Genomic DNA, 26,876 nt, shown 5'->3' with positions numbered 1-26,876 from the left:
ATCCGTTGTATTAGTTGTTATGCACAGTATTTTATCGTTCAGATTTTTCTAATCTTTTGTATTCTATTTTGCCTTGTTTTATAAATTTTGAAATACTGTCATTATTATCTAAATCTAATAATGAATTTGCAATTTTCAAATTATAAAGAGAATCATTTTTGATTGTACATTCAATTAAAAAATAAGATGTTCCGATTCCTCCTTGTATGTAAGACAATCTCCATTCGTTGTTTTTCACAGCTAATAATTTTAACTGTCTAATTGGTAAATTTTCATTTCCTATATTGTCTGTTGCTTCAAAATCTTCATTCGGATTTGCAATTTTCAGATTCCCATTTATAGAAAGTAATACATTGTTAAGTTGTTTCGGAATTGAATCTTTGGTGTTAATTTCTCTCCAATCATTATTTACGCTCTCTTTCTTCGAGCAACTCAAAAACAGTAATAAAAAAATGATAGATATATTTTTCATTGAAGTCTTTTTTCTACGTCGGTTCTGAATATTGTGCATAACTCGTTTATATGTATGACAAAATCATATAAAGCCACATGTTTTTGGGTAGATATGTATGACAACTGTTATAAATTATTTTTTAGCTAATATATAGATAAATCATTACAAAAATTAAAGTAGATTTATTATTTCCGAAAGCAATTGGGAAGTTATTGATGGATATATAGCTCCGTTTACAAAAGAAAATACAATCTGTATCATATTAGCAGTTTGGCTGATTTTTGTGCATCGTTAACGAGTTAATCAATAATTTTCTTTAACAAAATCATAAAATTAATTTTTTACTTTCAATCTTTGCTTACATTTGCTACCGAAATGAGAGTAACTGTATTTTTTATTTTTCTGTGTTCATTATTTTTTTCTAATAGAACACATGCTGTTGTTAACAAGGCACACTTTTACAGTGTATGCCATTCTTCGTCTCATAATCAAAACCTTGATCAATCATATTCTTTAGATAATTCGGTAGATTCAAACAGAATTATTGAAGATTCTAATGAAGACAATACTAATTTTGATAAGTCAAATAAAATTTGTTCTGTTAGCAATGATTTTGCTAATCAATGGCAATTGGACTTTTTAGGTTTAACTTTCTTCAAAAATAATTTTAAAGGCAATAAATACTTCAAGCCTTTACATGCCTATTCGCAGCCAATTTATATTTTACAACGCGTTTTAAGGATTTGATAATACACACTTATCGGTTTTAAAAGCATGATTTATTGCTATTCATGTAAATAAATTAATCCGTAGGTCGTATTGTTTTATTGAATTTTTTGTTCTGTCATTCTGAGCGAAGTCGAAGGATATTCTGTTAAAGAACTGGATTGTTCCAATTGACGAATAATTATCATAAAAACGATTAATTCTGTTGAAACCAAAGGTTTCTCGCTAACTTTTATTCGATACAAAGTAACATTATGACTTTGTTTTGTTTTTTCATAAAAAACATTCGAATGCTTGTTTGAATAATTTACCCTATGGAATATTTACTAAAGCATTCTTAAGCTTTTAATGGTCAGCAATGACCTTTTTTAAAAATTAAATTTCCAAACACTAAATATCAATTATTCAATTTCTTTAAAAAAATTATGAAGAGAATTGCCATTTTATCAGGGTTTATAGCCCTTGTATGCTTAACGAGTTGTAACTCTAAGAAAGAAGAAAAAGAAGAAGCTGAAAAATTCACGGTAACTAATCCGGTTCGAATTGACACTTCATTTACCAAAGAGTATGTTTCACAAATTAGATCTTTTAGAAACATTGAAGTGAGAGCTCTTGAAAAAGGGTTTTTACAAAAAATATATGTTGACGAAGGTCAATATGTGAAAGAAGGTCAGGTATTATTCCAAATTTTACCAACGATGTATGACGCTGAATACCAAAAGTCAAAAGCTGAAGTGAGAACAGCGGAGATTGAACTTCAGAATACAAAAAGCCTTTCTGATAAAAATGTTGTTTCTAAAAATGAATTGGCTCTTGCGCAAACCAAATTAGATCAGGCCAGAGCTGAAATGGCTATGGCTAAATTTCATTTGTCTGCCACAGTAATCAAAGCTCCATTTTCAGGAACTATTGACAGACTTCCAAAAAAATTAGGAAGCCTTATCGATGAAGGTGAACTGTTAACGAGCCTTTCTGATAACTCTCAGATGTTTGCTTATTTTAATGTTTCTGAACCGGAATATTTGGATTACGAAACCAATATAAAAAACAGAGCCGATAGCAAAGTGAGCTTACTTTTGGCTAATGGTGAGCGTTTGAAATACAAAGGAAACGTAGAAGTTATCGAAAGTGAATTTAATAGCGAAACAGGAAACATTGCTTTTAGATCCCGTTTCCCTAATCCTGATAAATTGCTTAAACACGGTGAAACCGGTAAAGTATTGATGGAAGTTCCTTTGCATAACGTAATTGTTATTCCACAAAAAGCTACTTACGAAATTCAGGATAAGAAATATGTTTTTGTGGTAGGTAAAAATGATGTGGTAAGTTCCAGAGAAATCAAAATTAAAGGTGAAATCCCTGATTTATATATGATTGAAGGAGGGATAACTGAAAATGACAAAATTTTATTGGAAGGTGTTCAGAAGGTAAAAGAGAAAGATAAAATTAAATATGAATTCCAATCTCCTCAAACAGTAATTAATCATTTACGAGTAAAAGCAGAATAGGTATAATTGGTTTAATCATAAAAAAATAAAAACAAATGTTTAATAAATTTATTCAAAGACCAGTTTTGTCGATAGTAATATCGCTCATCATTGTCTTTTTAGGGGTGTTGTCGGTAATAAGTTTGCCTATTACCCAATTCCCTACCATATCGCCACCAATGGTGAATGTTACTGCCGATTATCCTGGGTCTAACGGGGAATTGATGGTTAAATCGGTTATCATTCCTTTAGAAAGAGCTTTAAATGGAGTTCCGGGAATGAAATACATGAGTTCTGATGCAGGAAATGATGGTGAGGCTAATATAAAAGTGGTGTTTAACTTAGGTACCGATCCTAATCAGGCCGCGGTTAACGTTCAAAACCGTGTAGCTTCGGTTACTAATAAGCTACCACCATTAGTAGTAAGAGAGGGACTTAAAATTTCCCGTGAGGTTCCAAGTATGTTGATGTATGTTAACCTTTATAGTACGGATAAAAATACCGACATGAAGTTTTTATACAACTATGCCGATATCAACGTATTGTCAGAATTAAAAAGGGTAAATGGTATTGGATCCGGAGATATCTTAGGAACACGTGAATATGCCATGCGTATTTGGTTGAAACCTGACCGTATGCTGGCTTATAAAATTTCTGCTGAAGAGGTAATGGAAGCTTTATCAAGTCAGAGTTTGGAAGCCTCTCCGGGTAAAACAGGGGAAGCCTCAGGGAAACGTTCGCAGGCATTTGAATATGTATTGAAATATTCAGGTCGTTTTACAACTAAAGAGCAATATGGTAATATTGTATTAAGATCGAATCCAAATGGGGAAATTTTACGTTTGAAAGATGTTGCCAATGTGGAATTTGGTAGTTCGATGTATGATATTTATTCGAACTTAAATGGAAGACCATCAGCGGCAATTGTATTGAAGCAATCTTTTGGTAGTAATGCCAATCAGGTTATTGAAGAAGTAAAAGCCAAACTGGAAAAAATAAAACAAAAGTTTCCAAAAGGAATGGATTATGAAATATCGTATGACGTTTCTAAATTCTTAGATGCTTCTATCGAAAAAGTAATTCACACCTTAGTGGAAGCCTTTATTTTGGTGGGATTGGTTGTGTTTATTTTCTTGGGCGACTGGCGTTCCACTTTAATCCCGGCCATTGCGGTACCGGTATCGTTAATTGGAACATTTGTGTTCATGACATTTTTCGATATTTCGTTGAACTTAATTACATTATTTGCTCTTGTTTTAGCTATTGGGGTCGTTGTCGATGATGCCATTGTGGTTATCGAAGCCGTACATGCTAAGATGGAGGAAGAGCATCTTTCGGCTTTAAAAGCAACTAAAAAAGCCATGCACGAGATTGCAGGGGCAATTGTGGCTATTACGTTCTTGATGGCGGCGGTATTTGTTCCGGTAGCGTTCATGTCAGGTCCGGTTGGGGTATTTTATCGTCAATTCTCTATCACAATGGCAACAGCTATTATCCTTTCGGGAATTGTGGCATTGACATTAACACCGGCACTTTGTGCGATGATGTTGAAAAACAATCACGGTGCTGCTAAAAAGAAGACGCCTATTGATATGTTTTTGGATGCCTTTAATAATAAATTCAATTTTATTTCAGATAAATACCAAAAGCTATTAAGAAAGATTGTCAGCAGAAGAACAGTTACTATGGTAACCTTGCTTGCTTTTTGTGCCGGAATATGGATTACCAGTAGTACGGTTCCTTCCGGATTTATTCCAAATGAGGATCAAGGGATGTTTTATGCCGTTATTCAAACGCCTCCGGGTTCATCACTAGAAAGAACGAATAATATTGCCGAAAAGCTGCAAAAAATTGCAGAAGGTGTAGAAGGAGTGAAATCAGTTTCTTCATTGGCAGGTTATGAGATTTTGTCTGAAGGTACAGGTGCCAACTCAGGAACCTGTTTGGTTAACCTTAAGGATTGGAACGACAGAAAGCAATCTGTTCGTGAGATTATGACCGAATTAGAAGAAAAATCCAAAGACATTTCAGGAGCTAATATTGAGTTTTTCCAACCACCTGCTGTACCTGGATATGGAGCTGCAGGAGGATTTGAACTTCGTTTATTGGACAAAACAGGTTCAGGGGATTACAAAAAAATGGAGAAGGTAAATAATGAATTTGTTGCCGAATTGAACAAGCACAAAGAGTTATCTAACGTATTCAGTTTCTATAGTTCCAGTTTCCCTCAGTACATGATGAAGGTTGACAATGATTTGGCACAACAAAAAGGAGTGTCTATTGAAAATGCGATGAATACCTTATCTACTTTAGTGGGAAGTAACTACGAGATCAGTTTCATTAAATTCGGTATTAACTACAAGGTAATTGTTCAGGCAGCACCGGAATACCGTGCCTTGCCAGAGGATATTTTGAAATTGTATGTGAAAAATGACCGCGATGAAATGGTTCCTTTTTCAGCTTTTATGAAATTGGAAAAAGTGTATGGTCTATCGGAAATTACAAGACATAATATGTACACTTCTACGCAGATTAGTGGTTCTTCGGCACCAGGGTACAGTAGTGGAACGGCCATTAAAGTTATTCAGCAAGTGGCTGCTGAGAAATTACCTAGAGGTTATGATATTGACTGGGCGGGTATCTCTGCCGATGAGGTAGCACAAGGAAACCAGGCTATTTGGGTTTTCTTGATCTGTTTAGGATTTGTATATCTGGTTTTGGCAGCACAATACGAAAGTTTTATTTTACCATTATCAGTAATTCTATCGTTGCCTGCGGGAATCTTTGGTGCGTTCATGCTGTTAAAATTAACCGGTTTAGAAAACAATATTTATGCACAGGTTGCCATGGTAATGTTGATTGGTTTATTAGGTAAAAATGCCGTTTTGATAGTAGAGTTTGCTATACAACGACGTCTTGCCGGAAAATCAGTGCTGGAAGCTGCCATGGAAGGTGCTAAAGCAAGGTTCCGTCCTATTTTGATGACTTCCTTTGCGTTTATTGCTGGTTTGATTCCGTTAGTTTTTGCTACCGGACCAGGAAAAATTGGAAACAGAACCATCGGTACGGCAGCAGCAGGAGGAATGCTTGTAGGAACAATTTGCGGAGTATTCATTATTCCGGGCTTGTACTACATATTCGCTAGAATTTCGGAGAAATACAAGATGATTAAAAATGAAAATGAAAATCCATTAACTGAAGAAATTGATAACAATCATGTATAAAGTTCAGCTAAATAAATACGTTGTTGTACTTGGTTTAAGTGCACTAGTAGTAGGATGTAAGGCTCCATCGATTATGGAAAGCACTGCTAAAACGGTGGTTCCTGAAGCATATAATTCGAGTAAAGACACTACCAATACCGCTACGGTACAATGGAGAAATTTCTTTACTGATACCAATTTGCAAAGCTTAATTGATACTGCCTTACAAAACAATCAGGAGTTGATGATTACCTTACAGGAAATCGAAATTGCTAAAAACGAAGTTCGTCTTAAAAAGGCGGCTTTGTTCCCAACCGTAGGTTTGCGTGCCGGTTCAGGAATTGAAAAAGTAGGACGTTATACCAGTCAGGGTGCAGGTGATGCTTCTACTGAAATCACTCCGGGAAAAGAAATGCCGGATCCATTAGGAGATTTTATTGTTGGAGCTTATGCGAATTGGGAAGTGGATATTTGGCACAAACTCCACAACTCTAAAAAAGCAGCTTTAACAAGATATTTGGCCACTGTAGAAGGTAAAAACTTTGTGTTGACTAATTTGGTTGCCGAGGTCGCTAATTCGTATTATGAATTACAGGCATTGGATAACCAATTGCTGATTGTGCAACAAAATATAGCCATTCAGAAGAATGCTTTAGAAATTGTGCAATGGCAAAAAGAGGCTGCAAAAGAAACTGAATTAGCAGTACAAAAATTCAAGGCTGAAGTCTTGAAATCAAGAAGTTTGGAATTTGATATTCGTCAAAATATTAAAGAGACTGAAAACAGAATCAACTTTTTGTTAGGACGTTATCCGCAAGAAATTCCTAGAGATAAAGCTTCAGTTTTGAGTGTTGTTCCTAAAACAATTGCTGCGGGTATTCCATCACAGTTGTTAAGCAATCGTCCGGATATTAAACAAGCCGAATTAGAATTGGTAGCAGCCAAAATTGATGTGAAAGTAGCCAGAGCAGAGTTTTTCCCTTCTTTGGAAATTTCGGCAGGAGTAGGATTCAATGCGTTCAAACCTTCTTATTTGTTTAGAACTCCAGAGTCTTTACTGTACAATTTGGTAGGCGATTTAGCTGCACCTTTGATTAACAGAAATGCAATTAAAGCCGAGTTTAACTCTGCTAATGCAAGACAACTTCAAGCTTTGTACAACTATGAAAAAACGGTTTTGAATGCTTATTTAGAAGTTTCAAACCAACTTTCTAAGATTGATAATCTGGAAAAAAGTTATGATTTAAAATCACAACAGGTAGCTGCCTTAGATCAGTCTATCAATGTTTCCAATGATTTGTTTAAATCGGCGAGAGTTGATTATTTAGAAGTTTTACTAACGCAGCGCGATGCTTTAGAAACGAAACTGGAATTGATTGAAACTAAAAGAGACCAATTGAATGCCGTGGTTAATGTGTATAAAAACCTTGGTGGAGGTTGGAAGTAACAACATTTCCCCATTTTTATAAACGAAGAGCCGAACATCACGTTCGGCTCTTTTTTGTTTAGTAATTTCTTTATTTAAGGTTGTTTATTATTGACTCGGTTGATTCCTGACTGAGATTCTTGTAAGACTGCCCCGTCCATAGGTTAACGTATTCCAATAGCTGTGCATTTCTGGCTGCTTTTCTAAATGGAGCAGTTAACTTGTTTTGATAAGGATAAGGCAGTACATAATCAGAATTTTCAAATAGCTCTATAAATTCATTTTTTAAACCTCTTGCATAACGACCTGAAAAACTTCGGGTGAGGATAATTTCTTTCTCAGAAGCTTTAAGTAATCGTTGTTTTTCGGCGGATGTCAGAGCACTTTCTTTCGAACACAGAAGGAGGGTTCCTATCTGAAAACCATCGGCACCTAAAACCGACAGGGATTCCATTGTTTTTTTACTGGTAATGCCACCGGCATATATTAAAGGAATATCGGTTATAGCTCTAACGTTTTGTAATAATGACAAACCGCCAATTTTAGGAATGTTTTCGGTGCTGAATGAACCCCGATGACCACCTGCCTCAATACCCTGAAGACTGATAATGTCAATTCCGGAGTTAATCAGGAGTTGTGCTTCTTTTTCGCTTGTACAATTTCCTATTAGTACAATTCCATGGTTTTTTAATGTATTGATGGAGTCGTTGTCCAGATTTCCGAATGTAAAACTCAGGATTTTAATGTTTTCGTCTATTATTGCTTCAATTTGTTGTTGGTATCCTGCAGGTTTAATTTTTTCTATCTCAGGTAAATCAACTTCGAGATAGAGTTTTTCCGCCAATTGGTAGAGATAGTCTTTTGTTTTGCTGTATTTGATTTTCAATTCCTCTGTGATTGGAGGTATCTCATTTACAAAAATGTTTGCGGCAAAATTAGCAGCGGTTAAATTTTTACACTCCCTAAGGATTTGTATAGTGCTGTTGTAATCTAAATCGCCAAGAGCAGCCGATCCTAAACATCCTGCTCTATTCGCCGCAGCGACCATTTCGGGAGTAGTCACACCAAACATGGGAGCCTGGATAATAGGATAACTTATCCCTAACTTATTTAGTAGTATAGTACTCATTAGTGATTTAAAATTTGGTAAGCGCGGAATTATTTAATTATTTTTCCATCTTTCCAGCTTAGGAATGCCTTTTGTAAAGAATCCAGCTAAGAAACCTGGAAAACCAAATTCTTTAAGTTTTCCTTTTACCAGCTCTTTCATTTCGTCAACTGTTATATCTGGTAAAGTGAAATTTCCATTCTCAAAACATTTTGAACAAAACATTCTACTTTTTGTCCCGTCTGCATTAGTCCCCCCGCCATTCTTGTCTTTATTCAATGGCATTCCACAACTTTGGCAATTTTTATATGTTTTCTCCATATGTCTATCAAGATTATTTAGAGTTATATTTAATGTTACGCATAGTAGTGTTTTACTAATTTAGTTTTAAAGATAAGTAAAAATTCAACGTACTAATTAACTGCTGAAAAACTACAGAACTATGGTTTTAAACAACTTTTAGTGCAGCTGTTTCTTTTTAGTAACAGATTTAAAGCCAAATAACCACATCTATTTCTTTTTCGGCTTCTATATTTTCTTTTTTTCTTATTTCAGCTTTTATCGGCAACAAATAAATTTTATTTTTTGTATCAAACCATATAGCCGTTTTCCATTCACTTTTTCCAATCTTAGCTATTGCTTTTAATCTTCCTCAGCCTTCTTCTTCAGATTTTAACACGCTTCTGATTTCTTTTGACATTTCTTTTGGAAGCGAAACAAAATACCAACCTCCAGATGAAGAATGTCGCCATGGCTTTTCTGAAAACTCATATTTTATTTTTCCGTTCATTTGGATTTTGTTTAGAGGCCGATTTTGAAAACAATTATTGTTAATTTGTATGTATAATAGAGACTTGCTCCCCACTATTATAGATACATTTATGGTTAGATTCTAGTAGTAATTTACTTTTTTATTTCAAATATATTAAAATATTCTTACAAAATGTATTTGGGAAAGGATGGGTGGATTTTTTGGAATAGTCGTAAAAGATTAAACACCTTAAAACATAAGTTTTTCAGTGTTTTGTTGAGGTTTGTTAACCTTTTTGAGTAGAAAGAGATGGATCTCAATGAAAATTAAGTCTTGTCACCTTAATTTTTGGAGGTACCTCAATGGTTGTTTTTCTTGTTTTTCTAGCCTTTTTAGACCTCAGGATTCATAACCTTGAGGTCACGGATTAACTCTTGTATTTTAGATTCAGTTAGCTGTATAAAACTAAAAAACCCGAAATTTTCATTTCGGGTTTAAAATACTGGCGGAGAAAGAGGGATTCGAACCCCCGGACCTGTTACAGTCAACAGTTTTCAAGACTGCCGCATTCGACCGCTCTGCCATTTCTCCAGTATGTCGCTATCATTTTGTGATTGCGAGTGCAAATATAGGAGGTTTTTCCAGATAAAAAAATATATTTGGATAAAAAAATCAGCTATTTTTTGATAGCTGATTTAAATGATTTATTCTGTGTGAGTTAATGGGTTTTGCTTTTTTAGAATAATTACTTAATAGTGTACATATTCTGTAATTTCTAAGCCATAACCAATCATTCCCACACGTTTGGTTTGGGTACTATTAGATACCAATCTTATTTTTGAAATATCTATATCGTGTAATATTTGTGCTCCAATTCCGTAATCTTTGATGTCAATAACAACTTTAGGTGCTTTCATGGTTCCTTCGGCTTGTAGTGTTTTCAATTCGGTGATACGGTTAAGCAAGTTTACAGCTGACATATCCTGATTGATGAAAATTACTGCTCCACGACCGTTTTCGTTGATTATTTTAAACATATCGTCTAATTGTTGGTCAACGTTATTGGTTAAAGTGCCTAATAAGTCGTTATTTACCTGTGAAGAGTGAATTCTTGTCAAAATAGGCTCTCCTGTATTCCAGGTTCCTTTTGTTAAAGCAATATGGATTTGTTTATTTGTTATTTGTTCGTAAGCTCTTAAGCGGAAAGTACCAAAACGGGTATTGATATCAAAATCTTCTTTTTTAACAATGATACTGTCGTGTTGCATTCGATAGGCAACAAGAGCTTCGATCGAAACAACTTTGATGTCGAATTTTTTAGCAATTTTAACTAATTGTGGTAAACGAGCCATAGTTCCATCCTCGTTCATTACTTCAACAATAACACCGGCTGGTTTAAAGCCTGCTAATCTGGCAAAGTCTATCGCAGCTTCAGTATGTCCGGTTCTTCTTAAAACACCACCTTCTTTTGCAATTAAAGGGAAAATATGTCCTGGTCTGGCTAAATCCTGTGGTTTTGTTTTAGTATCGATTAAAGATAGTACCGTTTTTGCGCGATCGGCAGCCGAAATACCTGTAGTTACTCCATTCCCTTTTAAATCAACTGATACCGTAAAAGCAGTTTCCATATGGTCGGTATTATTGGTGACCATTGGTTTTAAATCTAATTCTTTACAACGTTTTTCGGTTAGTGGGGTACAAATTAATCCACGACCATGTGTGGCCATAAAGTTGATCATTTCAGGAGTTACTTTCTCAGCCGCTGCTAAAAAATCGCCTTCATTTTCCCTGTCTTCATCATCAACAACTAAGATTATTTTTCCTTGACGGATATCCTCGATTGCTTCTTCAATTGTGTGGAGTTGTATTTTATCGTTGGCCATTTTTGGTAGTTATTTTTTGTTAGGTATGAATTTCTGTAGTAGTTTCTGTAGTGGAGCCAATACAACATCCATGTTGATTAAACCAATGTCGTTTGTGGCTCTGTAAGTTAGTAATATAGCGAGTGGAGATAAGATAAAGGAAGACATCCAGGCTCCTAAGAAAGGAGTCATTCCGTTTTCCTGTGAAAATCTTTTTCCAAAAGTATTAATAAAGTGAAAGGTAATAAAAATTAATACGGCAAAAATAATTGGCAGTCCAAGTCCTCCTTTTCTAATAATTGCCCCTAATGGTGCTCCGATAAAAAACATCATAAAACAGGCAAAAGCAATTACAAACTTGTCATAGAAAGCCAATAAGTGGTTGTTGATGTTTTTTTGTTTGGCTTGCAAATTGGTTCTGCTGCCGTCTATACTATAACCAATACTGCTAAGATTACTGCTGGCTGTTTTTAAAATTTCTGATTTCTTTTTGTTATCATATAAAGACAGAATATCAGTAGGAAGTGTTTTTCTTTTTCGAACCAGTTCTTTGTTTGCTAAATCATTAAAGGTTTTGTTTTCAATGGTGGTTCTTAAGCTGATGTTTTCGGAATAAGAGGCTACTTCGGTTTTGAAATTTTTGTTTAATGAATCTAAGGTGTAATTCAGTTCATTAACCGTTAACATGGTATTGGTATTGTTAACTTTTTCGTCGTCTACATTTGCTTTGTTTAAGTATGACAAATCAATGTTTATTGTGTATTTTTTAAACGAACTTTTAGCAAAAGGAATTTTATTTCGGTCTGAATAATTTTTAGGAGTAATGTCTTCGTAGTAGTTTCCGTCATTCAATACCATTTGTAAAACACTTGAATTTTCGCTACTAATCAGTTCTCCTTTTTTAGCTTTTATGACTGTTTTACTGCCATCGCCGTTCATTGATTTTTTATGAATGGTAATTCCGGTTAGTTTATTCCCATTTTCGCCTGATTTTTTATTGACTTTGATATTGTAATAACCCACATCGCTAAATTGACCTTCGGTGATTGCCATTGCAGGTTTCAGTTGGGCAATGTTTTGTCTAAAATTGATAAATTTATATTCGGCAAAAGGGATTACATTATTGGCAAAAAAGAAAGCCACAATACTCAATACAACAATGAATAAGGTAAGGCTTCTCATGGCTCTCTGTAATGAGATACCAGAGGATTTCATTGCTGCAAATTCGTAGTTTTCAGCCAGATTTCCAAAGGTCATAATCGAGGAAAGCAGAATAGATAAAGGCAATACCAACGGAATAATTCTAGGCATTGAAAATAGTAAGAACTTAATAACTAATCCAACATCTAAATCTTTTCCGGCCAGCTCAGCAATAAAAAGCCAAATGGTTTGAAGTATGAATATAAAAAACAAGATTACAAATACCGTGGTAAATGTAATCAGGAATGTTTTTAATAAGTATTTGTCAAGGATTTTCACGAAATGAATTAATCTAATTTATTGATGTAGTAATTTGGATATTTGCTAGCTACAAAGGTAAATTGATTTTTTGACAAAGGCTGATTGGTTTTAAAAGAATTAACGGTTAAAGTTGTTTTTGTGCCTTTTTTACCGGTTTCTATTAAATTGTAGATGTGTTTGGTTTGTACATCAATACCCAACAAAATTTCTTTTCTTTGATCCTTAGAGCTTGTTGGAATCAATTTTACATATTGTATTTTTCGACCTTTTACATTTTGTAAAATATCCATAGAATATTTGTAACCACTGTTAAAGAAAGTCAGCATTTTTGAAGGAGTAACGGCGTTGTCATCTTTCTCATTTACTGTCGAAATATTTACTTCTTCGTCTTCAGGAACAATAGTGTAGGTTTTTTTTCCATCAAAAATTTTGGTCATTCCCATGAAATTCAACACATATTGATTGTTTTTTAAGGTAACATTTCCTTTACTGTCTTGATTAATGTTTTCTCTGCTGTTGTTTAGTGAATATTTAAAATCGATTACAATGTTATCATAACTTTTTACTTTGGCGGTAACTTGGTCTAAAAGGCTTTTTGCTTTTTTGTCCTGTGCCTGTACAGAAAAACAAATTAGTAAGATAAATGTAATTTGGATAAACTTTTTCATTGTATTAATTATTTTCTTCATTATTAAAAAACTGATCAAGAGCATGCATGTCCAGAATGTTTACGCTGCGGGCTTTACTTCCTTCAAAAGGGCCTACAATTCCTGCGGCTTCTAATTGATCAATTAATCGACCGGCTCTATTGTAACCTAGTTTCAGTTTTCGCTGTAACAAAGAGGCCGAACCTTGTTGCGCGTTTACTATAATTTCTGCAGCTTCTCTAAACAGCGTATCTCTTTCAGAAATATCAATATCAAGATTAATGCCATTTTCCTCTCCTATATATTCAGGAAGCAAATAAGCGGTTGCATAGGCTTTTTGAGAACCAACAAAATCTGTAATTTTTTCTACTTCGGGAGTATCGATAAAAGCACATTGTACACGTACCACATCATTTCCATTGGTGTATAATAAATCCCCGCGACCTATTAACTGATCGGCTCCCTGAGTATCCAAAATGGTTCTGGAATCAATTTTAGAAGTTACTCTAAAGGCAATTCTAGCCGGGAAATTAGCTTTGATTAAACCTGTAATTACGTTTACCGAAGGTCTTTGGGTTGCAATAATTAAGTGGATACCAATGGCACGGGCTAACTGGGCCAAACGCGCAATAGGAACTTCAACCTCTTTTCCGGCAGTCATAATCAAGTCGGCAAACTCATCGACAACTAATATGATGTAAGGTAAAAAGCGGTGTCCGTTTTCAGGGTTTAATTTTCGAGATTTGAATTTTTCGTTGTATTCTTTGATGTTACGCACCATGGCGTCTTTTAACAAAGAATAACGGTTGTCCATTTCCACACAAAGCGAATTTAAAGTGTTTACCACTTTAGCATTATCGGTAATAATAGCGTCTTCGGTGTCTGGTAATTTGGCCAGATAATGTCTTTCAATTTTATTAAAAAGAGTTAATTCTACTTTTTTCGGGTCAACCAATACAAATTTTACTTCGGCTGGATGTTTTTTGTATAAAAGCGAAGTTAAAACCGCATTTAATCCAACCGATTTTCCTTGTCCTGTAGCTCCGGCCATCAATAAGTGAGGCATTTTAGCCAAATCGACAACAAAAGTTTCATTTGAAATGGTTTTTCCAAGAGCGATTGGCAATTCCATTTCAGCTTCCTGGAATTTAGCCGAACCAATAACAGATTTCATCGAAACCATAGTAGGATTCTTGTTTGGAACCTCGATACCAATGGTTCCTTTTCCGGGAATAGGAGCAATGATACGAATTCCAAGTGCCGAAAGAGACAATGCAATATCGTCTTCTAAGCTTTTGATTTTAGAAATTCGAATTCCTGCTTCTGGCACAATTTCGTATAAAGTTACCGAAGGTCCTACTGTTGCTTTAATTTGGGCGATTTCAATTTTATAATTACGAAGCGTATCTACAATTCGGTTTTTGTTTTCTTCTAATTCTTCTTGATTAATGGTAATTCCGCCAGTTGAATATTCTTTTAATAAATCAATTGTTGGGAATTTATAATTCGATAAGTCCAGTGTTGGGTCAAATAATCCAAAATCAGAAACTAAGCGGGCAGCCAGATTTTCTTCGATTACTTCTTCTTCAGGAGCAGTTTCGATAACAAAATCGTCATTGGCTACAGCCATTGTTGTTACAGCAGTTTTTTCAACTGCAAGCGGTTTAGAAATTGGATTTAAATCAATTTCAGATGAATGATTAATGGTAGGTTTTAGCGCTTCTTTGTTGATTTCGAATTGAGAAGGTTTGAATTCCGGAATTATTTCTTTTTCAGGTTCAGCTTCTTCTTCAGTAACCGCAAATTCTTCTAAGTTATAAGCACTGTCATCGGTTTTTTGAGAAAAAATAGTGTTGGTATCTGAGATAATCTCTTTTTTGTTGTTTTCAAAAAAAGACTGCACTTTTTCAGTAGATAATCTTAGTTTGAAAATAACATAAATAAGAATTCCAAAGAGAAGCAACAATAGAGTTCCTGTTTTTCCAATGTAATCTTGTAGAAATAAATTCAATTCGTAGCCAATTGTTCCGCCTAATTCAGGTAATGAAGTGGCAAAAAAGCCAAATAATACGGATACATTAATCATGACAAATAAATCCCAAAACCAGATGTTTTTTAGTTTTCGGCTGGAAATACCCAGTATTAGAAAGATTCCCGTTAAGAAAAATAATCGGACGAATAGGAAAGAAGCCAATCCGAAGCCTTGGTATACTATTAAATCAGCCAGGAAAGCACCAAACTTTCCTAGCCAATTTTTTACAGTTTCTGTTCTGTTTGTTAATTCTAAAACAGCACTTTGATCTTCTTGTCCATAAACATAGAAAGATACAAAAGCAACTAATAAAGCAATAGAAAATAAGATGAGTAAACAGCCTAAAATTGTTTTATGCTGTTTAGATATTTCCCATGATTCGAAAACTTTAGGGCTAGAATTGTCTTTCGGATCTAAAGATTCTTTTTTTGTTGTTTTTGCCATTCTATATGTAACTAAGCCTCTAAATAAAGTGAGGTACGTATATGATTAAACCAATAATTATTGCTGTAATTGCTGCAAAAAATACTGAACCGGCAGCAATATCTTTTATAAAACCAATTCTTTCATGGTAATCCGGATGAATAAAATCGGCTACTTTTTCTATTGCTGTGTTTAGTCCTTCAATACTTAAAACTAAACCGATAGCAAAAGTTTGAAAAAGCCATTCGGTAGGAGTAATTCCTATTACAAATCCTGCCACTGTTAATATAACTCCCAAAGAAGTTTGCACCATCACACTGTGTTCAGTAGTGATTAGTTTTATAGCTCCTTTTAGGGCATAGCTTACACTTTTTAATCTTCCAGTAACAAAGGTATTGTCTTTTTGAAATGCCATTAAGTAGAGATTAAAGTACCGCTAAAGCAGCTTCGTAATTTGGTTCGTTTGCAATTTCAGCAACTTGCTCTGTATGTAAAATTGTTCCTTCAGCATCAGCAACAATTAATACTCTTGAGTGTAATCCTGCTAAAGGACCATCAACGATTTCTAATCCGTTAGCCTTTCCAAAACTTCCTTCCTGAAAGTCAGATAAATTAACTACATTTTCAATTCCTTCTGCTCCACAAAAACGTTTTTGAGCGAATGGTAAATCTCTAGAAATACATAAAACAGCAGTGTTATCTAATTTAGCAGCAGCTTCATTGAACTTTCTTACTGAAGTAGCACAAGTTCCTGTATCGATACTTGGGAAAATATTTAAAACTAATTTTTTTCCGCTAAAATCGCTTAAAGAAGCAACAGAAAGATCGTTTTTTACTAATTTAAAATCGGCAAGTTTTGAACCTACTTTTGGTAATTCTCCTGCAGTGTTTATTGGATTTCCTCCTAATGTGATTGAAGCCATAATTAAATTTTTTAATGAGGTTCAAAAGTATGAAAATTATTTAAGAATTAGGATTTCTAATTTAAGATTTTAAAACCCTGGAGGAATCAGTTTTAAAGTAATGTTTATTTGGAGAGTAGGGATAAATGCAAAAAAAATGCAACTGTCTGAGATGCATTTTAGTTGCTGTTTTTATAACAGTATTATTTGTCGATAGAACCCAATACTCTTTTCATAAAAGTATTTAGTGCTTCTTTTTTATCGGTTCCGTTTTTGACTAATTTATGTACTTCAAGTGCACCGTACATATTCGAAATTAACTCACCAATAACATCTAATTCTTCATCTTTAAGTGAAGAAATCTCAGTCAGTGCTTCTAAAACTTCAATGGTTTCGATGATGTAATCCTGGTCGTTTTCTTCGATAAATTGAGTCAGTTGTTTTATTACGGGTAATTTCATTTTTTGTTTGAGGTTTGTAGTTTGTTGTTTATGGTTTGTTGTTAGAGTTTTGGGTTGAACCATAAACTATAAACAACAAACTCTAAACTTTTTAAACAATTTCGTTTACTAAATCAATTAGTACTTCTTGTTTGTTAGTTTGGGTTTCGTTTACCAATTTTCCGTTTACAAAAGTAGCAAAGGTTGGTAAGTTGCTTACATTGGCTAATTTTCTTGATTCAGGAAAATTTTCTGCATCAACTAAGGCAAAAGTGATGGATTCATTTTCGGTAGCCAGTTTTTTGAATTTTGGTTTCATAATACGGCAATTACCACACCATGATGCCGAAAATTGAACTACTACTTTTTCGTTTTCAGCAACTAAATTTGCTAAAGTGTCTTCGTTTAATTCGATTAACATATCTTAAAAAATTTCAATGTCAATTTCAATGTCAAAAAACAATTTTTGGATGATACAATTTCATGATAAGTCTTTCAATCTTGAAATTGTTATTGATTTTTGCAATTGCAATTGAGATTATTGTTATTGATTTTTTTGAAGTGAAATTTCAATTTAGAAATTCCAAATCCCAAAATTGGAATTTGGAATTTCAAAAAATTGAATTTATTCTTAGTTAGCGCTTAAGTAAGCAGCAGTACTGTTTCTGTCAGCAGTCATTGCTTCTTTACCAGATTCCCAGTTAGCAGGACAAACTTCACCTTTTGTTTGTACGTGAGTGTAAGCATCTATTAGACGTAAATATTCGTTTACATTACGACCTAATGGCATATCATTTACACTTTCGTGGAAAATTTTTCCGGTTTCGTCCACTAAATAAGTAGCTCTGTAAGTTACGTTAGAACCTTCTACTAAATAAGTATCAGCATCTTCGTTGTAAGCACCAGCTTCAGCATCTAAAATTCCTAAAGCAGCAGATAAATTTCTTGTAGTATCAGCTAAAAGAGGGTAAGTAACACCTTCGATTCCACCGTTGTTTTTTGCAGTGTTTAACCACGCAAAGTGTACTTCGTTAGTATCACAAGAAGCACCAATTACAACTGTGTTTCTTTTTTCAAATTCTGGTAAAGCAGCTTGAAAAGCGTGTAATTCAGTTGGACATACGAAAGTAAAATCTTTTGGATACCAAAACAAAAGTACTTTTTTGTTGTTGTTTACTGCTTCTTCGAAGATGTTGATTTTTAAATTATCACCCATTTCAGAAATGGCGTCAACTGCAATACTTGGGAATTTTTTTCCTACTAATGACATATTATTTATTTTTAAAGTTATTATTTGTTGCTGCAAAAATAAGTCTTAAAAAACGGTTTTAATAATAGTAGTTGATTATTAATATTTATTTAATAATAATTTTTAACTATATTAAACTTGTTTCTTAGTTTAATTTATTGAATTTCAATAGAAACAGGGAGTTTCCCAAAGCAATCCGCATCAGATAAAAATTGATTCGCTGCATTGATTTGAAATTCGCTAAAATCCTGATACGCCTCAATAAGTCTTGAAGCCTTAGATAAATTAGGAATTAAAGGCAAGGCATACGGATTTCCAAAAACGTAAATCGCGCATTTTTTTGTAGCCAATAATTTTTCCAATAATTTAAAAATGGCATCATCAATTTCAAAATTATTCAGCGGTTTTGCCTTTGGAACAAATAGCGAAATAATGAGGTAATCAAAGGATGCTGCTATTTTTTCGAAAGTTGCAAAATCAAAATCCAATATCGATTCAATCGTAAATTGAGGACAATGCAATTTGGAATTGATGGTTTTTGAAAAATCATTTTCCGCATTTTTATAGATAGATAATTGGGCTACTTTTTTCTCGGTATTGGCTTTTTGTATGCTTTCGAAATCAATGTTGTCAATAATTTTTGTAATACTGAACTTAGCGATTTGATTATTTAAAATCTTAGCTTTTTCGAAATTCAGAATGCTATCATTTTCAGGAACAGGGTTTAAAATCCCAACTTTTTCCTTGCATTTCATAATTCGATTAAAACTTTCATCGATGCGTTCCGCAGAAGCATTTTCTAAAATAGCTTGGATTCCTTCGGGAACATTTTCGGCAAAACACAACACATCGTTTCCGGCGTTGAAAGCTTCCCATTCCAGTTGGCCTTTAATGTCGTATAATTTAGAAACACTGTGCATGTTCAAAGCATCTGAAATAATCAAACCATCATAACCCAATTGCTCTCTTAAAAGTGTTTGGATAATATTTTTAGACAAGGTTGCCGAAGTATCTTTTCCTTCATTTAAAGCAGGAACAGCCAAATGTCCAATCATAATTGAATCGACATTATTCTCGATTCCTTTGATAAATGGATACAATTCGTTTGCCAATAATTGTTCCAGGTTTTCTTCTAAAATAGGCAATCCTAAATGGGAATCGACATTGGTATTTCCATGTCCAGGGAAATGTTTCAAACAGCCTAAAACGCCTGCATCAGTTATTCCGCGTAAATATTCAAGCGCAAAATTGGCGACTTTATTTTTGTCTTCGCCAAAAGAACGATAGCCAATAACAGGATTATTTGGGTTGTTATTGATATCAGCCAAAGGAGCCAAATTATAATGAATCCCCGCCGATTTTAAGTCTGATGCAATTTGTTTTCCAACTTCATAAACCAAGTCTTTTTGCTCTTCTGGTAATGCGCCTAAAGTAATTGCATAAGGATATTGCGGTGTTTTTTCGACACGCATGGCTAAACCCCATTCGGCATCAATACTCATCAAAAGTGGAGTGGAAGCGCATTTTTGATAACGGACAATTAATTCTTTTAATCGAAAGTAACTGTCATCGTTGAATTCAATTTTTTTCTTCGATTCGTAGTTTGTAGCTGCACTGGCACGACTGTGAAAAAAAGTCAATCCTCCAATGTTGTATTTTCTTATTAGTTCTTCGGTTGTCTGGATATTTTCTTCGCTGTCATTGATAAAAACAGCAGGAAAAAAGAATTGTCCTATTTTTTGTTCTAATGTCATTGTTTGGAATTTTGCATTGGTTAAAATTATTTTAATTTACTCAATGCATTTGTATTGATAAGGGATTTCATTTGGCTAATAGCAATTTCATTCAGTTTTATAAGCCGTTGCTGTTGTGTTATTTCTTGTTGTATTAGCATTGCATTGATACTTTCAAGATTGGATAATAAGACTAATTGTTCGATTGTAGCGGTATCTCTAATGTTTCCTTTTTCGTTTGGATTTTCGGTACGCCATTCTTTGGCAGTTTTACCAAATAGCGCCACGTTTAGTATATCGGCTTCGTCTGCATAAATAAAATTCTTTTGATTTGCCGTCAGACTTATCGGAATTAGATTTTCTTTTATAGCATCGGTATGAATTCTATAATTGATTTTTGAAATGGTTCTTTGTAAATTCCATTCGAGTTTTTTGCTGCTGTTTTCTTCTTCTTTTAAACGTTGAAACTCTTTAACTAAATAAATCTTGAATTCGGCACTAATCCACATCCCAAATTCAAAAGCTATATCTTGATGAGCGTAAGTTCCTCCATACCTTCCAGAAGTAGCTTTAATACCTACGGCATTAGTTTTTTCAACCCACTCTTTTACACTTAACTTGTAATTGTTTAAACCTGCTTGACTTTTAATTATGGCAAATTCGCCATAATTAAAATCTGGATTATGAATTCGCTCCCAGATACCTAAATATTCAATGGTGTTTCTATTTCTTAACCAATCTGAAATAAAGAAGTCTCCATCTTTAGCTTTTAACATATCGGTAATAGAAATATAATCCTGATTGTTGGATTGAATTATATTTATTTCTTTTCCTTGTACGTTTAATTTTGCCATATTTTATTGTATTTAATTCCATCGAATTCGATGGAATTAGAAAAACACTATTCCACCTTCTTCCCAAAATCCTTTGGAAAAATTAAAAATCGGGATAAAATTAATCCCGGAATAGTAGCTATTAAAACCCAAATAAAGAAGTTGCCATACCCTAAATATTCCTGAATGTAGCCGCTAAGCATTCCCGGAAGCATCATTCCTAATGCCATAAAACCAGTAGCAATAGCATAATGTGAAGTTTTTGATTCGCCTTCGGCAACATAAATTAAATACATCATAAAAGCGGCAAAACCAAATCCGTAACCAAACTGTTCCAGAATAACTACCGCATAAATGTAATATACCGAAGCAGGATGAAAATTTGCCAGTAAAATAAAGCCAATAATAGGCAAGTGCATGGTTAAAATCATTGGTAGCATCCATTTTCCTAAGCCTTGTTTAGAAATCGCTATTCCGCCTAAAATTCCACCAACAGTAAGTGCAATTAATCCGAAGGTTCCATATATTAATCCCACATCTTCAGTTTCTAATCCCAATCCGCCAACATCAGTTTTATCAACTAAAAAAGGAGTCAGCATTTTAAGTAGTTGGGATTCTCCTAAACGAAATAAAAGGATGAAAGCAAGAGCCAATCCGATTTGTTTCTTTTTGAAAAAACTGGCAAAAACAGTTGCAAAATTTTTCTCTTCGGTTTCTCCTGCTTTAATTGGTAATTCGGCTTTTGGAGTAGCAAAGTAGTTGTAAATCGTTAAAAAGGTCATTACCAATCCAACGAATACCATCGTGTATGACCAGGCTTTTTGATTGTCGCCATATTGATGTTCTAAATAACCCGCCAATAGGATAATTAGTCCATTTCCGGTTAGCATAGAAGCTCTGTAAAAAGTGCTTCGGATTCCTAAAAAGAATGATTGTTGGTCTTTAGTTAAGGCTAATAAATAAAAACCGTCACTGGCTACATCATTAGAAGCAGAAGCAAAGGCAGCGACCCAAAAAATAGCCAGGCTCAACATAAAAAACTGGCTCGTTGGAATAATAAAACCAACAATTAAAAAGGCAATGGAAATGAATAATTGCATACTCAAAAACCATTTTCGTTTAGTGCCGTGTAACTCAATAAACGGACTCCAAAGCGGTTTAATTACCCAGGGCAAGTATAGTAAACTGGTGTATAAACCAATGTCCTCATTGCTGATTCCGAGGTTTTTGTACATTAATACCGAAACGGAAATTATAATTACATACGGAAAGCCCGAAGCAAAATTTAATAATGGAATCCAATACCAAGGGTTTTTATCTGTCTTCATTCGTTTTTAGGTTTTGATTGTTTGCCTTCAATAAAGTCGCCTGACTTTCATTTCCAAAATAATCAACAAAAGTTAATGCACAGTTGTTGTGCTTTTCAAGATACAGTTTTGGTATTTTGACAGCAATGCTGTCCTTGGTTTCTTTAAAAGCGATTTTATCAATAATCTGGCTTGGATCATTAACGTTAATCAGGTTTTTATTAGTACTACCATAAACGATTACATAACGAATTTTACTTTGCGTTGGAAAACCTAAAGTAACTACAGTGCTGTCACTCTGATTATTGATATTAGTTACATTAGGCGTGTCTAAAACTTCTTTTTTAGAATTTGGAACTACAAAAGCTAAAGCCGGATATTGGTATTGATTGTCTTTTAGCAATTGGGTTACAGCATTGTTTTTATTTACAAAAGACTTGGCACTGAAAAAAGCATTTCCATTGATATTATTGAAACTACGGGTTAAATCAATTTGATTAGGAATTTCATTTGGATCGGACCATCTTTTATCCGAATCGGCGTTGATTTTATAACTTCCGTTTCCAATATAAAGTGCGGTATTTTTATTGGTGTTTTCTGACCACCATTTCGATAATTTAGCATAAGAAGCTTTCGGATGGTCGATGCTCCAATACAATTGAGGCAAAAGATAATCAATGTAATTACCTTCCATCCAGGCCATTGGGTCGGCATACAAATCATCATAGTTGGTTTGTCCTGCCTGAGTGTCAGAACCTTTAGGATCAACGGATTTGTTTCTCCAAACTCCAAATGGACTGATGCCAAACTGTACCCAGGGTTTTAGTTTTTTGATGGAAGCATAAGTGTTTTTTAAATAAGTGTTGACATTATCACGACGCCAATCTTCAAGTCCCATGCCTTTTCCGTATTTTTTGTAAGATGCAGTATCGTTAAATGATTCTCCCGGTATTCTGTATGGATAAAAATAATCGTCAAAATGGACGGCATCCACATCATATTTACTCACAACTTCGTCAACTACATTAATTAAATGTGCCTGAACTTCAGGCAAAGCCGGATTGTAATAGTATTTTCCACCGTATTTAATCATCCATTCAGGATGTTTGATTATATCGTGAGTTCTGCTCAATTCAGCTGTGTTTAAATCCATGCTCGCTCTGTAAGGGTTAAACCAGGCATGAAATTCAAATCCGCGATTGTGGGTTTCAGTAATCATCCATTCCAAAGGATCATAAAAAGGGTAAGGAGCTTGTCCTTGTTTGCCGGTTAGATATTTAGACCAGGGCGCTAAATCAGTTGGATACATGGCATCGCCTGTACTGCGAATTTGCACAATAACCACATTGTAATTCAGCTTTTTATAAGTATCTAAAATTTCAATAAAATCGGCTTTTTGTTTTTCGACAGCATCGGTGTTTTTTATGGGCCAGTCAATATTGGCAACCGTTGCAATCCACACGGCTCTGAATTCGTTTTTTGGATTAGCGGTTTTATTTTGTGCCTGGCTGTAGCCAAAAGACAACAACAAAACGGAGATAAATAAGCAGATTTGGTTTTTATGATTCATTGAATTCGATGTTTTAACAGTTACCAAAAATAGTTTTTTTAGCGAAGTTTATCAGATAATTTAGGATTAATTTTCCTTATGTTTTTTAGTTATACAATTTTTTTGCCAAAACCGGAAGTAGCATATTTTTTTCTTTGTTAAGGCCACAGGACAATAAAAAATATTAAATAGAGTAATTATGATTTTTTAAAAACTGATATATTTATATTTGTCAAATAATTTTTTAGAACTGTATTAAATACACAAAAGATATTCTATTTATGTCTCATTCACACTCGTTAAAGCAATTGTCCGATTCTTTAGAAGGAAGCCTTTTATATGATGATCTTCATAAAACTTTATATGCCACTGATGCTTCGGCGTACCGAATTGTTCCTTTGGCGGTAGCTTTGCCAAAATCAACGGAGGATATTGTAAAATTAGTGCGTTATGCCATTCAAAATAAAACGACATTAATTCCCAGAACCGCTGGAACTTCTTTAGCGGGGCAAACTATTGGTGACGGAATTGTTGTAGATGTATCGAAACATTTTACAAAAATTGTCGCTTTTGATGCCCAAAAAAAGACCGTTACAGTACAACCGGGTGTTATTAGAGACGAATTGAATTTGTATTTAAAACCACATGGCGTGTTTTTTGGCCCTAATACTTCTACTTCTAATCGTTGTATGGTAGGAGGAATGGTGGGGAACAATTCATCAGGAACTACTTCTATCCGTTACGGAGTAACCCGTGATAAGATTATTGAGATAAAAACGGTGTTGGCTGATGGTTCCCAAGTTGTTTTTAATACCATTACTTCGGCTGAATTCGTAGAAAAAACCAAAGGCGATTCTTTAGAAAGTGCTATTTACAGAAAGCTTTATGAAGAATTGTCCAATGAAGCCAACCAGCAAGAGATAAAAAACGAATTTCCAAAACCGGAAATCCACAGACGAAATACCGGTTATGCGGTTGATGTGTTGTTGAAATCGGATTTGTTTGGAGGAACTGAGCCTACGATAAATGTAGGGAAGTTGCTTTGCGGTAGCGAAGGAACATTGGCTTTTACAACTGAAGTTACTTTACAATTAGACGATTTACCGCCAACGAATAACATCATGGTAGTGACTCATTTTACCAGTATTCAGGAAAGTTTAGAAGCGGTAATGATTGCTATGAAGCATCATTTGTATACCTGCGAAATGATTGACGATACTATTTTAGATTGTACGAAACACAACAAAGAACAAAGCAAAAATCGCTTTTTTATTCAGGGTGAACCCAAAGCGATTATGATGTTTGAAGTGGCTTCCTATATCAGTATGGATGAGGCCGAAAAACAAGCAGAAGCTTTGATTAAAGATTTAGAAGACAACAATTTTGGTTATGCTTCGGTAAAATTATATGGAGCCGATGTTGATAAAGTAAACGAACTCCGCAAAGCAGGACTTGGGCTTTTAGGAAGTATTGTGGGCGATGACAAAGCAGCCGATTCTATTGAAGATACTGCGGTGGAGTTGAGTGATTTGCCTAATTATATTGCCGATTTTTCGGCTATGATGAAACGCCACGGACAGGAAGCTATTTATTATGCTCATGCCGGTGCGGGAGAATTGCACCTGCGTCCGGTGTTGAATTTAAAGACTAAGGAAGGCGTTTACCAATTTAGAAATATCGCTACCGAAGTGGCTATTTTGGTAAAAAAATATAGAGGTTCCTTAAGTGGAGAACACGGTGACGGAATTGTAAGAGGGGAATTTTTGCCTTTTATGATTGGTGAAAAAAATTACGGATTATTAAAGCGTATCAAATTGGCATTCGACCCGAATTCGGTTTTGAATATGGGGAAAATTGTCAATGCGCTAAAAATGGATGAGAATTTCCGTTTTGAAACCGATAGGGTAGAACCGGATATTAAAACCATTCAGGATTTCTCAGACAGCATGGGGATTTTGAGAGCTGCCGAAAAATGCAATGGTTCCGGTGATTGTAGAAAATTGCCTTCGGCGGGAGGGACTTTATGCCCGAGTTATCGCGCTACCCGAAATGAAAAAGATACGACCCGTGCCCGTGCAAACGCTTTACGCGAATATTTAACGCATTCTGAAAAAGACAATAAATTTGATCACAAGGAATTGTATGAAGTTTTTGAATTGTGTGTAAGCTGTAAAGCCTGTGCCAGCGAATGCCCGTCTAATGTGGATGTGGCGACTTTAAAAGCCGAGTTTTTGTACCAATACCAAAAAGCGAATGGTTTTTCGTTTCGAAATAAAATCTTTGCCAATAATGCCAAGATGAATAAGATGGGAAGTCTTTTTCCTGCCCTTACTAATTTTGTTTCCAATCTTTCCATTGTGAAAAAAGGAATGGGAGTGGCACAGAAACGTGAAGTTCCGCTATTAGCCAAACAGACTTTTAGAAAATGGCTTAGCAATAACAATGTCAATAACAATAAGGAGTATCCAAATGGTAAAGTGGTTTTATTTTGCGATGAATTCACTAATTATTATGATGTAAATGTCGGGATTGATGCCTTCGAATTGTTGACAAAATTAGGTTACGAAGTGGTAGTTGTGGAGCATGAAGAAAGCGGAAGAGCTTATATTTCGAAAGGATTCCTGGAAGAAGCTAAAATGATAGCCATTAAAAACGTAGCTACTTTTGCACCGATTATTTCAGATGATTGCCAGTTAATAGGGATTGAACCTTCGGCAATATTGACTTTCAGAGATGAATACTTACGATTGGTAGAAGACAAAACTGCTGCTGAAAAGCTGGCTAAGAACGTTTTAACTATCGAGGAGTTTTTCAAGAAAGAAATTGGAGCAGGGAAAATCCATGCGGGACAATTTTCAACCAACGAAAAGCAGATTAAAATTCACGGACATTGCCACCAGAAATCATTGAGTGCTGTTGAAGCTACTTTTGCGATGTTGAATGTGCCTAAAAACAATTCGGTTACTATTTACAACTCCGGTTGTTGCGGAATGGCGGGTTCTTTTGGCTACGAAGAAGAACATTACGAAATAAGTATGCAAATGGGGGAAGATACCTTGTTCCCAAAAATCAGGGCTACCGATGAAAATGTGTCTATAGCAGCAGCAGGAACCTCTTGCCGCCATCAAATTTATGACGGAACCAGCCGAAAAGCACAACATCCCGTATCGATTTTAAAAAGTTGTTTACAATAAAAAAAAGATTTTATACTTATTAGTTAAAAAACACAAAAGCCATGAGTAAGTTCATGGCTTTTGTGTGTGCGGTTTGTAAAACCGTATTA

General features: G+C 34.6%; 22 protein-coding genes, 1 tRNA gene and 1 pseudogene. 5 read left to right on the top strand and 19 right to left on the bottom strand.

Features of this window, described 5'->3' with window-relative positions:
• Positions 1-31 precede the first annotated feature (31 nt).
• Positions 32-472: a hypothetical protein gene (locus tag EOD40_RS08430; protein ID WP_128194557.1), complete on the bottom strand. Its 441-nt coding sequence runs from the start codon at positions 470-472 to the stop codon at positions 32-34.
• Positions 473-829: 357 nt separating this feature from the next.
• Between EOD40_RS08430 and EOD40_RS08425 the strand changes: the two genes are divergently transcribed.
• From EOD40_RS08425 to EOD40_RS08410, 4 genes are all read left to right on the top strand, one after another.
• Positions 830-1,201 carry a hypothetical protein gene (locus EOD40_RS08425; RefSeq protein WP_128194555.1) on the top strand — a complete coding sequence of 124 codons (372 nt, stop codon included), beginning with the start codon at positions 830-832 and terminating at the stop codon, positions 1,199-1,201.
• Positions 1,202-1,605: 404 nt separating this feature from the next.
• Positions 1,606-2,688, top strand: a complete 1,083-nt coding sequence (locus tag EOD40_RS08420; RefSeq protein WP_128194553.1) for an efflux RND transporter periplasmic adaptor subunit — start codon at positions 1,606-1,608, stop codon at positions 2,686-2,688.
• Positions 2,689-2,723: 35 nt separating this feature from the next.
• Positions 2,724-5,891, top strand: a complete 3,168-nt coding sequence (locus EOD40_RS08415; RefSeq protein WP_128194551.1) for an efflux RND transporter permease subunit — start codon at positions 2,724-2,726, stop codon at positions 5,889-5,891.
• Complete coding sequence (locus EOD40_RS08410; RefSeq protein WP_128194549.1) at positions 5,884-7,317, top strand: TolC family protein; 1,434 nt, start codon at positions 5,884-5,886, stop codon at positions 7,315-7,317. The genes EOD40_RS08415 and EOD40_RS08410 overlap by 8 nt, the downstream gene beginning before the upstream one ends.
• Before the next feature lie 70 nt (positions 7,318-7,387).
• Here the strand turns inward: EOD40_RS08410 and EOD40_RS08405 are convergent, their stop codons facing one another.
• From EOD40_RS08405 to EOD40_RS08325, 18 genes and pseudogenes are all read right to left on the bottom strand, one after another.
• Positions 7,388-8,425 carry an NAD(P)H-dependent flavin oxidoreductase gene (locus EOD40_RS08405; RefSeq protein ID WP_128194547.1) on the bottom strand — a complete coding sequence of 346 codons (1,038 nt, stop codon included), beginning with the start codon at positions 8,423-8,425 and terminating at the stop codon, positions 7,388-7,390.
• Between the two features lie 33 nt (positions 8,426-8,458).
• Positions 8,459-8,725, bottom strand: a complete 267-nt coding sequence (locus EOD40_RS08400; protein ID WP_128194545.1) for a zinc ribbon domain-containing protein — start codon at positions 8,723-8,725, stop codon at positions 8,459-8,461.
• Positions 8,726-8,894: 169 nt separating this feature from the next.
• A pseudogene (locus tag EOD40_RS18230) lies at positions 8,895-9,044 on the bottom strand (DUF1905 domain-containing protein); the annotation flags it as partial.
• A 12-nt stretch (positions 9,045-9,056) separates the two neighbouring features.
• Positions 9,057-9,194: a hypothetical protein gene (locus EOD40_RS18225; protein WP_231129599.1), complete on the bottom strand. Its 138-nt coding sequence runs from the start codon at positions 9,192-9,194 to the stop codon at positions 9,057-9,059.
• 464 nt (positions 9,195-9,658) lie between these two features.
• Positions 9,659-9,746 (bottom strand) — tRNA-Ser (locus EOD40_RS08390).
• Positions 9,747-9,904: 158 nt separating this feature from the next.
• Entirely contained in the window at positions 9,905-11,038 is a 1,134-nt protein-coding gene (gene ribB, locus EOD40_RS08385; protein ID WP_128194543.1) for a 3,4-dihydroxy-2-butanone-4-phosphate synthase, read from the bottom strand.
• A gap of 9 nt (positions 11,039-11,047) precedes the next feature.
• Positions 11,048-12,496: an LptF/LptG family permease gene (locus EOD40_RS08380; protein ID WP_128194541.1), complete on the bottom strand. Its 1,449-nt coding sequence runs from the start codon at positions 12,494-12,496 to the stop codon at positions 11,048-11,050.
• A gap of 8 nt (positions 12,497-12,504) precedes the next feature.
• Positions 12,505-13,146, bottom strand: coding sequence for a LolA family protein (locus EOD40_RS08375; RefSeq protein WP_128194539.1), 642 nt, complete (start codon positions 13,144-13,146; stop codon positions 12,505-12,507).
• 4 nt (positions 13,147-13,150) lie between these two features.
• Positions 13,151-15,601 (bottom strand): DNA translocase FtsK, encoded by a 2,451-nt coding sequence (locus tag EOD40_RS08370; RefSeq protein WP_128194537.1) that lies wholly within the window; start codon positions 15,599-15,601, stop codon positions 13,151-13,153.
• A gap of 19 nt (positions 15,602-15,620) precedes the next feature.
• Positions 15,621-15,995: a diacylglycerol kinase gene (locus EOD40_RS08365; RefSeq protein ID WP_128194535.1), complete on the bottom strand. Its 375-nt coding sequence runs from the start codon at positions 15,993-15,995 to the stop codon at positions 15,621-15,623.
• 10 nt (positions 15,996-16,005) lie between these two features.
• Positions 16,006-16,503, bottom strand: a complete 498-nt coding sequence (gene tpx / locus EOD40_RS08360) for a thiol peroxidase (protein ID WP_128194532.1) — start codon at positions 16,501-16,503, stop codon at positions 16,006-16,008.
• Positions 16,504-16,685: 182 nt separating this feature from the next.
• Positions 16,686-16,943, bottom strand: a complete 258-nt coding sequence (locus tag EOD40_RS08355) for a DUF6952 family protein (RefSeq protein ID WP_128194531.1) — start codon at positions 16,941-16,943, stop codon at positions 16,686-16,688.
• A gap of 91 nt (positions 16,944-17,034) precedes the next feature.
• Positions 17,035-17,343 carry a thioredoxin family protein gene (locus EOD40_RS08350; protein ID WP_128194529.1) on the bottom strand — a complete coding sequence of 103 codons (309 nt, stop codon included), beginning with the start codon at positions 17,341-17,343 and terminating at the stop codon, positions 17,035-17,037.
• Between the two features lie 210 nt (positions 17,344-17,553).
• Entirely contained in the window at positions 17,554-18,192 is a 639-nt protein-coding gene (locus EOD40_RS08345) for a peroxiredoxin (protein WP_128194527.1), read from the bottom strand.
• Positions 18,193-18,326: 134 nt separating this feature from the next.
• A complete protein-coding gene (locus tag EOD40_RS08340) occupies positions 18,327-19,925 on the bottom strand; it encodes a glycoside hydrolase family 3 protein (RefSeq protein ID WP_128194526.1) in 1,599 nt (532 codons plus the stop codon).
• A gap of 26 nt (positions 19,926-19,951) precedes the next feature.
• On the bottom strand, positions 19,952-20,758 hold the full coding sequence (locus EOD40_RS08335) for a KilA-N domain-containing protein (protein ID WP_128194524.1): 807 nt from the start codon (positions 20,756-20,758) through the stop codon (positions 19,952-19,954).
• 47 nt (positions 20,759-20,805) lie between these two features.
• Complete coding sequence (locus tag EOD40_RS08330; RefSeq protein ID WP_128194522.1) at positions 20,806-22,065, bottom strand: MFS transporter; 1,260 nt, start codon at positions 22,063-22,065, stop codon at positions 20,806-20,808.
• Positions 22,052-23,614, bottom strand: a complete 1,563-nt coding sequence (locus EOD40_RS08325; RefSeq protein ID WP_128194520.1) for a glycoside hydrolase family 10 protein — start codon at positions 23,612-23,614, stop codon at positions 22,052-22,054. Before EOD40_RS08325 ends, EOD40_RS08330 begins: the two co-directional genes overlap by 14 nt.
• 260 nt (positions 23,615-23,874) lie before the next feature.
• Between EOD40_RS08325 and EOD40_RS08320 the strand changes: the two genes are divergently transcribed.
• The gene (locus EOD40_RS08320; protein ID WP_128194518.1) at positions 23,875-26,787 is read left to right on the top strand and encodes an FAD-binding and (Fe-S)-binding domain-containing protein; all 2,913 of its coding nucleotides are present in this window, start codon (positions 23,875-23,877) and stop codon (positions 26,785-26,787) included.
• The last annotated feature ends 89 nt before the right edge of the window (positions 26,788-26,876 follow it).

Origin of the sequence: Flavobacterium sufflavum (genome assembly GCF_004016525.1) — a bacterium.
Classification (GTDB): Bacteria; Bacteroidota; Bacteroidia; order Flavobacteriales; family Flavobacteriaceae; genus Flavobacterium; species Flavobacterium sufflavum.
This window is presented reverse-complemented; position numbering and strand designations above follow the sequence as displayed.